We start from the raw sequence: 11,131 nt of genomic DNA on the forward strand, positions 1-11,131 counted from the left end.
CTCTCCGCTCCGCTCGTGTCGCTGTGTCCGCGAGTGTTGGTCTGCGACCCGCCCCCCAGGCCGACGCCCCCCCCCCCCACCGCTCACGTATGCCCGTCAGCACCCCGACAGATCAGACAGATCCGGCAGTTCACCCCAGCACGTCAACACCCAATTCGAAAAATCCACTCGAACGTTCCCTCGCGAGGGTGACCAAATGTCGCCAAATCACTACTGGCCGCTACGCTCGCCTGCGTGACCACCACAGCCCGCCGTATCGGCCGTTCCCTCGCTCTCGTCCTGCCCGTCGTCCTGGTGCTCTCCGGAACTCTCGCGGTCGCCAGCGTCCCCTGGGCCGGGCGTCACACCCAGTCGCGGATGCTCACCGCGTCTTCGGAGAATGTATCGGTTCCCGCCAAGTCCCTTGCGCCGCAGGACGTGCTGCGCGACAGGCTGCTCGCCGAGCTCCAGGAGAAGGACCCGGGCGCCGCGCTCACCGAGCTTCAGCGTGAGGTCGAGGAGCGTCCTTCGCTCGCGAAGCACTGCATGACGATCGCCCGGGAGCTCGGCCGTGCCGCGGTGGAGCACTACGGTCCGACGCGTGCGCAGGCGTACTCCCGGCCGGTGTGCGACACCTCGTTCGCCGCGGGTGTCTCACAGCGGGCGCAGAGCAACTGACCACCGCCGTTCGGGGGCCCGGAACCCCGGTACCCCTCGCGGTGATCCACCTGGCACCGCTTATCGTGCCCGTATGCATGTGTTTCCGACGCAGGCCGTGGTCCTGGCGGGCGGCCAGGGCTCGCGACTGCGCCCCTACACCGACGACCGCCCCAAGCCGATGGTCGAGATTCCCGGGACCGGGATTCCGATCATCGGCCATCAGCTTTCCTGGCTGGCCGAAGAGGGCGTGACCGACGTCGTGGTGTCCTGTGGGCATCTCGCCGAGGTGCTCCAGGAGTGGCTCGACAGCGCCGTGCTCCCGCTGCGGGTCACCACGGTGGTCGAGGAGGAGCCGCTGGGGCGGGGCGGTGGCCTCAAGTACGCGGCCGCCCGCCTTCCACATCCTGACCAGCCCTGGTACGCCACCAACGGCGACATCTGGACGCGCTTCTCGCTGCGCGAGATGGCCGCGTTCCATGCCGAGCGGGACGCCACCGCGACGCTTTCCCTCGCCCGCCCCCGTATTCCGTGGGGCGCTGTGGAGACCGATGAGTTCGGCCACGTACTGGACTTCATCGAGGCCCCGCCGTCGCCGTATCTGATCAACGCGGGTGTGTACGTGTTCTCGGCGGAGTTCACCGGCATGCTGCCCGACCGTGGCGACCATGAGCGTACGACGTTCCCGCGGCTGGCACGGGAACGTGCGCTGGCCGGGTTCCCGCTGCCGCAGGGGGCGTACTGGCGGGCCATCGACACCGCGAAGGACCTTACCGAGGCGGCCAAGGAGCTGGCGGCGCACGCTTCCTGAAGTCTCGCGTCACCGCCCATGCTCGAGCCCCGGGCGGCGGGGGGGGGCGGGGGGGGGCGGGGGGCGCGGGCGGGGGCCCGGCCCGGGCCTGGCGCGGGATACGGAGCCTGCCCGTGTACGGACCCGGCGTGGGGGCGGGCCGGGCGGCAGCCACGGGGGTAGGGGAGCGCCAGGCGGCCCCTCCGGGCGCCCAGCCGCCGCGCAGGCGACCGGGCGCACACCCCGGCCCCGCGCCGTCCTCTGCAGAGCCCCGGTGCGCCCGATGCTGCTCCAGGAGGCAGGCCGGAAGGCTCCGGTCAGGGCGGATTTGCCTGCCGCCGCCCCGTTCCCGTACTCTTCCCGAGAAGCCAAAGACCGCTGGTCGTTGCTGTGCCCTTATGGGTATGGCGGCCGAAGGATCCGCTAGCTGCGGACGACCCGCGCAGGTGACTGTGGAAGCGCTCCTGGTACGCATGCGGACACGCATGAGATCCGGTTGAGCAAAGCCCCGTGCGCCTGCGCCGGGGCGTTTCGTTTTGCCCAGTCTCCTTCCTTCAGTCCACGCGGTCCGAATCACCCGGAAGGAGGCCGAGGCTCATGGCGACGCCCGACAAGGCTGCCGCGGTTGCCGAGCTGACGGACAAGTTCCGCAGCTCCAACGCCGCAGTGCTGACCGAGTACCGCGGTCTCACCGTGGCGCAGCTCAAGACGCTGCGCCGGTCGCTCGGTGAGAACGCCCAGTACGCCGTGGTGAAGAACACGCTGACCAAGATTGCGGCCAACGAGGCCGGGATCACGCTGGACGACCAGCTCTTCGCTGGTCCGACGGCCGTCGCCTTCGTCACCGGTGACCCGGTGGAGTCGGCGAAGGGTCTGCGCGACTTCGCCAAGGACAACCCGAATCTCATCATCAAGGGCGGTGTCCTTGACGGCAAGGCGCTGTCCGCCGATGAGATCAAGAAGCTCGCGGACCTCGAGTCCCGCGAGGTTCTGCTCTCCAAGCTGGCCGGTGCGTTCAAGGGCAAGCAGTCCCAGGCTGCCTCTGTCTTCCAGGCGCTCCCGTCGAAGCTCGTCCGCACCGTGGACGCGCTTCGGGCCAAGCAGGACGAGCAGGGCGGTGCCGAGTAATTCGGCTCGCTTTCCGATCCTCGCCGCATGAGGTGAGGGTCGATGCGGGCCCGACGTACGCCCGCCTTACCCAGTACACCCGGCACCAGCCGATTTAGTGGAAGGACCGCCATCATGGCGAAGCTGTCTCAGGAAGACCTGCTCGCGCAGTTCGAGGAGATGACCCTCATCGAGCTCTCCGAGTTCGTGAAGGCGTTCGAGGAGAAGTTCGACGTCACCGCCGCTGCCGCCGCTCCGGTCATGGTCGCCGGCGGTGCCGCTGGTGGCGCTGCCGCCGAGGCCGTCGAGGAGCAGGACGAGTTCGACGTCATCCTCACCGGCGCCGGTGAGAAGAAGATCCAGGTCATCAAGGTCGTGCGTGAGCTGACCTCCCTGGGTCTGAAGGAGGCCAAGGACCTCGTCGACGGCACCCCGAAGCCGGTCCTCGAGAAGGTCGCCAAGGAGGCCGCTGAGAAGGCCGCCGAGTCCCTCAAGGCCGCTGGCGCCTCGGTCGAGGTCAAGTGACCCCGAGTCTTCTGACTCTCGCGCTGTAACGCGCACACACTGAAGGGCGATCACCCAAGCGGGTGGTCGCCTTTCGGCGTTCCTGACACCTGCGGGTGGTCGTCTTGCACCGTCGGCAGCGGAGAGTAAGGTGATCTTCGCCGTGCGCCAGGTGACGATCTCCACCAAGTGGAGGGCCTTGACGAACCGCACGCAGCGCGCAATTCTCAGGACGCGTCGTCACAACGATCCGAGTTCGAGGCATGGATCGACGACGGAACGGGCAGTATCGGTGTGCGTCTTCCGGCGCACGGCATACCGGCGGAGTTGAGAACAACGAGGGTCGCGGAAAACCCGCCCTGGACATCAGTGGGCCAAGTGGCTACACTGACCCTTTGCGCTGCCTGTTAGCTGCCTCCTGCCCGTCACCAGGGGCATGCCCTCGCCAGAGCACTGCCGGCCGAATACCCGATGACCTGGGATTTCTGGCCGTGTGCCCGGCTTGGGACCGGTACGCGCGTAGTGAGTCCGAGCCCTCGGAAGGACCCCCTCTTGGCCGCCTCGCGCAACGCCTCGACCGCGAATACGAACAACGGCGCAAGCACCGCCCCGCTGCGCATCTCCTTTGCAAAGATCAAGGAGCCTCTCGAGGTTCCGAACCTTCTCGCGTTGCAGACCGAGAGCTTTGACTGGCTGCTCGGCAACGCCGCCTGGAAGGCTCGGGTCGAGGCGGCTCTGGAGTCCGGACAGGACGTTCCCACCAAGTCCGGTCTGGAGGAGATCTTCGAGGAGATCTCGCCGATCGAGGACTTCTCCGGGTCGATGTCGCTGACCTTCCGCGACCACCGCTTCGAGCCCCCCAAGAACTCGATCGACGAGTGCAAGGAGCGCGACTTCACGTACGCCGCGCCGCTCTTCGTCACGGCCGAGTTCACCAACAACGAGACCGGCGAGATCAAGTCCCAGACGGTCTTCATGGGCGACTTCCCGCTCATGACCAACAAGGGCACCTTCGTCATCAACGGCACCGAGCGTGTCGTGGTGTCGCAGCTGGTCCGCTCGCCGGGCGTCTACTTCGACTCCTCCATCGACAAGACGTCCGACAAGGACATCTTCTCCGCCAAGATCATCCCGTCCCGGGGTGCCTGGCTGGAGATGGAGATCGACAAGCGCGACATGGTCGGTGTCCGTATCGACCGCAAGCGCAAGCAGTCCGTCACCGTCCTCCTGAAGGCGCTCGGCTGGACGACCGAGCAGATCCTCGAGGAGTTCGGCGAGTACGAGTCCATGCGCGCCACCCTGGAGAAGGACCACACCCAGGGCCAGGACGACGCGCTGCTCGACATCTACCGCAAGCTGCGCCCGGGCGAGCCCCCGACGCGTGAGGCCGCGCAGACCCTTCTTGAGAACCTGTACTTCAACCCGAAGCGCTACGACCTGGCCAAGGTCGGCCGCTACAAGGTCAACAAGAAGCTCGGCGCGGACGAGCCGCTGGACGCCGGCGTGCTCACCACCGACGACGTCATCGCGACCATCAAGTACCTGGTCAAGCTGCACGCCGGTGAGACCGAGACGGTCGGCGAGAGCGGCACGCAGATCGTGGTCGAGACGGACGACATCGACCACTTCGGCAACCGCCGTCTGCGCAACGTCGGCGAGCTCATCCAGAACCAGGTCCGTACGGGTCTCGCCCGTATGGAGCGCGTCGTGCGCGAGCGCATGACCACCCAGGACGTCGAGGCGATCACGCCGCAGACCCTGATCAACATCCGGCCGGTCGTCGCCTCCATCAAGGAGTTCTTCGGCACCAGCCAGCTGTCCCAGTTCATGGACCAGAACAACCCGCTCTCGGGCCTGACCCACAAGCGCCGCCTGTCGGCGCTGGGCCCCGGCGGTCTGTCCCGTGAGCGGGCCGGCTTCGAGGTCCGTGACGTGCACCCGTCCCACTACGGACGCATGTGCCCGATCGAGACCCCCGAAGGCCCGAACATCGGTCTGATCGGTTCGCTCGCCTCGTACGGACGCGTCAACGCGTTCGGCTTCGTGGAGACCCCGTACCGCAAGGTCGTCGACGGCCAGGTCACCGACGAGGTGGACTACCTGACCGCGGACGAGGAGGACCGCTTCGTCATCGCGCAGGCCAACGCCGCGCTCAACGACGAGCTGCGCTTCTCCGAGGCCCGTGTCCTGGTGCGCCGCCGCGGCGGCGAGGTCGACTACGTGTCGCCCGCCGACGTGGACTACATGGACGTCTCGCCGCGCCAGATGGTGTCGGTCGCGACCGCCATGATCCCGTTCCTGGAGCACGACGACGCCAACCGTGCCCTCATGGGCGCGAACATGATGCGCCAGGCCGTTCCGCTCATCAAGGCGGAGGCCCCGCTCGTCGGCACCGGCATGGAGTACCGCTGCGCCACCGACGCCGGTGACGTGGTCAAGGCCGAGAAGGACGGTGTGATCCAGGAGCTCTCCGCGGACTACATCACCGTCGCCAACGACGACGGCACGTACATCACGTACCGCCTGGCCAAGTTCGCCCGCTCCAACCAGGGCACCTCGGTCAACCAGAAGGTCGTCGTCGCCGAGGGCGACCGGGTCATCGAGGGCCAGGTCCTGGCCGACGGCCCGGCCACCGAAGACGGCGAGATGGCGCTCGGCAAGAACCTGCTCGTCGCGTTCATGCCGTGGGAGGGTCACAACTACGAGGACGCGATCATCCTGTCGCAGCGCCTCGTCCAGGACGACGTCCTCTCCTCGATCCACATCGAGGAGCACGAGGTCGACGCCCGTGACACCAAGCTCGGCCCCGAGGAGATCACCCGGGACATCCCGAACGTCTCCGAGGAGGTCCTCGCGGACCTCGACGAGCGCGGCATCATCCGGATCGGTGCCGAGGTCGTCGCCGGCGACATCCTGGTCGGCAAGGTCACCCCGAAGGGTGAGACCGAGCTGACCCCGGAGGAGCGCCTGCTCCGCGCGATCTTCGGTGAGAAGGCCCGTGAGGTCCGTGACACCTCGCTGAAGGTGCCGCACGGCGAGACCGGCAAGGTCATCGGCGTCCGCGTCTTCGACCGCGAGGAGGGCGACGAGCTTCCCCCCGGTGTGAACCAGCTGGTGCGCGTGTACGTCGCGCAGAAGCGCAAGATCACCGACGGTGACAAGCTCGCCGGCCGTCACGGCAACAAGGGCGTCATCTCCAAGATCCTGCCGATCGAGGACATGCCGTTCCTGGAGGACGGCACCCCGGTCGACATCATCCTCAACCCGCTGGGTGTCCCGTCCCGAATGAACCCGGGACAGGTCCTGGAGATCCACCTCGGCTGGCTCGCCAGCCGCGGCTGGGACGTCTCCGGCCTCGCGGACGAGTGGGCCCAGCGCCTCCAGGCCATCGGCGCCGACCAGGTCGCCCCGGGCACCAACGTCGCGACCCCGGTCTTCGACGGTGCCCGCGAGGACGAGCTGGCCGGTCTGCTCCAGCACACCATCCCGAACCGGGACGGTGACCGCATGGTGCTGCCGACCGGTAAGGCCCGGCTGTTCGACGGCCGCTCCGGTGAGCCGTTCCCGGACCCGATCTCGGTCGGGTACATGTACATCCTCAAGCTGCACCACCTGGTCGACGACAAGCTGCACGCACGTTCGACCGGTCCGTACTCGATGATCACCCAGCAGCCGCTGGGTGGTAAGGCTCAGTTCGGTGGCCAGCGCTTCGGTGAGATGGAGGTGTGGGCGCTGGAGGCTTACGGCGCCGCATACGCCCTCCAGGAGCTGCTGACCATCAAGTCCGACGACGTCACCGGCCGCGTGAAGGTCTACGAGGCCATCGTCAAGGGCGAGAACATCCCGGAGCCCGGCATCCCCGAGTCCTTCAAGGTGCTCATCAAGGAGATGCAGTCCCTGTGCCTCAACGTGGAGGTGCTGTCCTCGGACGGCATGTCCATCGAGATGCGCGACACCGACGAGGACGTCTTCCGCGCTGCGGAGGAGCTCGGCATCGACCTGTCGCGGCGCGAGCCGAGCAGCGTCGAAGAGGTCTGACGGGAGTCCGGCGGGGCCCTTACCCACAGGGCCCCGCCGACCCCCAGGCCCCCGTTTCAGACCACAGACTTACGACCCTGAGAGGGATTGACGCATAGTGCTCGACGTCAACTTCTTCGACGAGCTCCGGATCGGCCTGGCCACCGCTGACGACATCCGTCAGTGGTCCCACGGCGAGGTCAAGAAGCCCGAGACCATCAACTACCGCACGCTCAAGCCGGAAAAGGACGGGCTCTTCTGCGAGAAGATCTTCGGCCCCACCCGGGACTGGGAGTGCTACTGCGGTAAGTACAAGCGCGTCCGCTTCAAGGGCATCATCTGCGAGCGGTGTGGCGTCGAGGTCACCCGTGCCAAGGTGCGCCGTGAGCGGATGGGCCACATCGAGCTGGCCGCACCCGTCACCCACATCTGGTACTTCAAGGGCGTTCCGTCGCGTCTGGGCTACCTGCTCGACCTCGCCCCGAAGGACCTGGAGAAGGTCATCTACTTCGCGGCGTACATGATCACGTACGTCGACGAGGAGCGCCGCACCCGCGACCTGCCCTCGCTGGAGGCCCATGTCTCCGTCGAGCGCCAGCAGATCGAGAACCGCCGCGACGCCGACCTGGAGGCCCGCGCCAAGAAGCTCGAGGGCGACCTCGCCGAGCTCGAGGCCGAGGGTGCCAAGTCCGACGTGCGCCGCAAGGTGCGCGAGGGTGCCGAGCGTGAGATGAAGCAGCTGCGCGACCGCGCGCAGCGCGAGATCGATCGCCTGGACGAGGTGTGGAGCCGCTTCAAGAACCTCAAGGTCCAAGACCTCGAGGGCGACGAGCTGCTCTACCGCGAGCTGCGTGACCGCTTCGGCACGTACTTCGACGGCTCGATGGGTGCCGCGGCGCTGCAGAAGCGCCTGGAGTCCTTCGACCTGGACGAGGAGGCCGAGCGCCTCCGCGAGATCATCCGTACCGGCAAGGGCCAGAAGAAGACCCGTGCGCTCAAGCGCCTCAAGGTCGTCTCCGCCTTCCTCCAGACCAGCAACAGCCCCAAGGGCATGGTGCTGGACTGCGTCCCGGTGATCCCGCCGGACCTGCGTCCGATGGTGCAGCTGGACGGTGGCCGCTTCGCGACCTCCGACCTGAACGACCTGTACCGCCGGGTGATCAACCGGAACAACCGTCTGAAGCGTCTGCTCGACCTCGGTGCGCCCGAGATCATCGTGAACAACGAGAAGCGGATGCTCCAGGAGGCCGTCGACGCGCTGTTCGACAACGGCCGCCGCGGCCGTCCGGTCACCGGTCCCGGTAACCGCCCGCTGAAGTCCCTCAGCGACATGCTGAAGGGCAAGCAGGGCCGCTTCCGTCAGAACCTGCTCGGTAAGCGAGTCGACTACTCGGCGCGTTCCGTCATCGTCGTCGGCCCGCAGCTGAAGCTGCACCAGTGCGGTCTGCCCAAGGCCATGGCGCTGGAGCTCTTCAAGCCGTTCGTGATGAAGCGCCTGGTCGACCTGAACCACGCGCAGAACATCAAGTCGGCCAAGCGCATGGTCGAGCGCGGTCGCACCGTCGTGTACGACGTCCTCGAAGAGGTCATCGCCGAGCACCCGGTGCTGCTGAACCGTGCGCCCACGCTGCACCGCCTCGGCATCCAGGCCTTCGAGCCGCAGCTGGTCGAGGGCAAGGCCATCCAGATCCACCCGCTCGTCTGCACCGCGTTCAACGCGGACTTCGACGGTGACCAGATGGCCGTGCACCTGCCGCTGTCCGCGGAGGCGCAGGCCGAGGCCCGCATCCTGATGCTGTCCTCGAACAACATCCTCAAGCCGGCCGACGGCCGTCCGGTGACCATGCCGACCCAGGACATGGTGCTGGGCCTCTTCTTCCTCACCACGGACGAGGAGGAGCGCGAGGTGCGCGGCGAGGGCCGTGCGTTCAACTCCACCGCCGAGGCGATCATGGCCTTCGACGCCCGGGAGCTGTCGCTCCAGGCGAAGATCGACATCCGCTTCCCGATCGGCACCGTCCCGCCGCGTGGCTGGACCCCGCCGGTGGAGGAGGAGGGCGACGACAGCCTCGGTGGCGCCTGGCAGCAGGGTGACAGCTTCCGTCTGCGGACCACCCTGGGCCGTGCGCTCTTCAACGAGCTGCTGCCCGAGGACTACCCGTTCGTCGACTACTCGGTCGGCAAGAAGCAGCTCTCCGAGATCGTCAACGACCTCGCCGAGCGCTACCCCAAGGTCATCGTGGCGGCGACGCTCGACAACCTGAAGGCGGCCGGCTTCTACTGGGCGACCCGTTCCGGTGTCACCGTCGCCATCTCCGACGTCGTCGTTCCCGAGGCGAAGAAGGAGATCGTCGCTTCGTACGAGGCCAAGGACGAGAAGGTCCAGAAGCAGTACGAGCGCGGTCTGATCACCAAGGACGAGCGCACGCAGGAGCTCATCCAGATCTGGACGCAGGCGACGAACGACGTCGCCGAGGCGATGAACGCGAACTTCCCGAAGACCAACCCCATCTTCATGATGGTCAACTCGGGTGCTCGTGGAAACATGATGCAGATGCGTCAGATCGCCGGTATGCGTGGTCTGGTGTCGAACGCAAAGAACGAGACCATCCCGCGTCCGATCAAGGCCTCGTTCCGTGAGGGCCTGTCCGTGCTGGAGTACTTCATCTCCACCCACGGTGCCCGTAAGGGTCTCGCCGACACCGCCCTGCGTACCGCCGACTCGGGTTACCTGACCCGTCGTCTGGTGGACGTCTCGCAGGACGTGATCATCCGCGAGGAGGACTGCGGCACCGAGCGCGGTCTGAAGCTGCGGATCGCCGAGCGCGGCGCCGACGGTGTGCTGCGCAAGGCGGAGGACGTCGAGACCTCCGTGTACGCGCGGATGCTCGCCGAGGACGTCGTCGTGGACGGCAAGGTCATCGCGCCGGCCAACGTCGACCTCGGTGACGTGCTCATCGACGCCCTGGTGGGCGCCGGTGTGGAGGAGGTCAAGACCCGGTCGGTCCTGACCTGTGAGTCCGCTGTCGGCACCTGTGCGTACTGCTACGGCCGTTCGCTGGCCACCGGCAAGCTGGTCGACATCGGTGAGGCGGTCGGCATCATCGCCGCCCAGTCCATCGGTGAGCCCGGTACCCAGCTGACGATGCGTACCTTCCACACCGGTGGTGTGGCCGGTGACGACATCACCCAGGGTCTGCCCCGTGTCGTCGAGCTCTTCGAGGCTCGTACCCCGAAGGGTGTCGCCCCGATCTCCGAGGCCTCCGGCCGTGTGCGGATCGAGGAGACCGAGAAGACCAAGAAGCTCGTCGTCACCCCGGACGACGGCAGCGACGAGACGGCGTTCCCGATCTCGAAGCGTGCCCGTCTGCTGGTGGGCGAGGGCGACCACGTCGAGGTGGGCCAGAAGCTCACCGTGGGTGCCACCAACCCGCACGACGTGCTGCGCATCCTCGGCCAGCGGGCCGTCCAGGTCCACCTGGTCGGCGAGGTCCAGAAGGTCTACAACTCGCAGGGTGTGTCGATCCACGACAAGCACATCGAGATCATCATCCGGCAGATGCTGCGCCGTGTGACGATCATCGAGTCCGGCGACGCGGAGCTGCTGCCGGGCGAGCTCGTGGAGCGCTCTCGCTTCGAGAAGGAGAACCGTCGCGTCGTGGAGGAAGGCGGCCACCCGGCCTCCGGCCGTCCGCAGCTGATGGGTATCACCAAGGCCTCGCTCGCCACCGAGTCGTGGCTGTCGGCGGCGTCCTTCCAGGAGACGACCAGGGTCCTCACCGACGCGGCGATCAACGCCAAGTCGGACTCCCTGATCGGCCTCAAGGAGAACGTCATCATCGGTAAGCTCATCCCGGCCGGTACGGGCCTGTCCCGCTACCGCAACATCCGGGTCGAGCCGACCGAGGAGGCCAAGGCCGCGATGTACTCGGCCGTCGGCTACGACGACATCGACTACTCGCCGTTCGGCACCGGCTCCGGCCAGGCCGTTCCGCTGGAGGACTACGACTACGGTCCGTACAATCAGTAAGCGAGCAGCTTGAGAGGGCGGCGACGGAGGAGAATGCAACAGGACGT

Annotated in this window: 6 protein-coding genes; all 6 read left to right on the forward strand. The window is 67.1% G+C overall.

What is annotated here, in order from left to right:
• Positions 1 to 234 precede the first annotated feature (234 nt).
• The 6 genes from ACFWI9_RS28075 to ACFWI9_RS28100 all read left to right on the forward strand — a co-directional run bounded on the left by ACFWI9_RS28075 (position 235) and on the right by ACFWI9_RS28100 (position 11,084).
• A complete protein-coding gene (locus ACFWI9_RS28075) occupies positions 235 to 657 on the forward strand; it encodes a hypothetical protein (protein WP_387166191.1) in 423 nt (140 codons plus the stop codon).
• A 73-nt stretch (positions 658 to 730) separates the two neighbouring features.
• The gene (locus ACFWI9_RS28080; RefSeq protein ID WP_387166193.1) at positions 731 to 1,447 is read left to right on the forward strand and encodes an NDP-sugar synthase; all 717 of its coding nucleotides are present in this window, start codon (positions 731 to 733) and stop codon (positions 1,445 to 1,447) included.
• A 576-nt stretch (positions 1,448 to 2,023) separates the two neighbouring features.
• Positions 2,024 to 2,554: a 50S ribosomal protein L10 gene (rplJ, locus tag ACFWI9_RS28085; RefSeq protein WP_338677264.1), complete on the forward strand. Its 531-nt coding sequence runs from the start codon at positions 2,024 to 2,026 to the stop codon at positions 2,552 to 2,554.
• 114 nt (positions 2,555 to 2,668) lie between these two features.
• Complete coding sequence (gene rplL / locus ACFWI9_RS28090) at positions 2,669 to 3,058, forward strand: 50S ribosomal protein L7/L12 (RefSeq protein WP_387166195.1); 390 nt, start codon at positions 2,669 to 2,671, stop codon at positions 3,056 to 3,058.
• Positions 3,059 to 3,589: 531 nt separating this feature from the next.
• Positions 3,590 to 7,075, forward strand: a complete 3,486-nt coding sequence (rpoB, locus tag ACFWI9_RS28095; protein ID WP_387166197.1) for a DNA-directed RNA polymerase subunit beta — start codon at positions 3,590 to 3,592, stop codon at positions 7,073 to 7,075.
• Positions 7,076 to 7,172: 97 nt separating this feature from the next.
• Positions 7,173 to 11,084, forward strand: coding sequence for a DNA-directed RNA polymerase subunit beta' (locus tag ACFWI9_RS28100; protein WP_387166199.1), 3,912 nt, complete (start codon positions 7,173 to 7,175; stop codon positions 11,082 to 11,084).
• The last annotated feature ends 47 nt before the right edge of the window (positions 11,085 to 11,131 follow it).

This window comes from Streptomyces sp. NPDC127084 (assembly GCF_042724175.1).
Lineage (GTDB): Bacteria > Actinomycetota > Actinomycetes > Streptomycetales > Streptomycetaceae > Streptomyces.

What these genes read in the sequence shown, in the direction of transcription:
- rplL (WP_387166195.1), top strand. Translation starts at nt 2,669, where the DNA reads ATGGCGAAGCTGTCTCAGGAAGACCTGCTCGCGCAGTTCGAGGAGATG.
- ACFWI9_RS28080 (WP_387166193.1), top strand. Translation starts at nt 731, where the DNA reads ATGCATGTGTTTCCGACGCAGGCCGTGGTCCTGGCGGGCGGCCAGGGC.
- rplJ (WP_338677264.1), top strand. Translation starts at nt 2,024, where the DNA reads ATGGCGACGCCCGACAAGGCTGCCGCGGTTGCCGAGCTGACGGACAAG.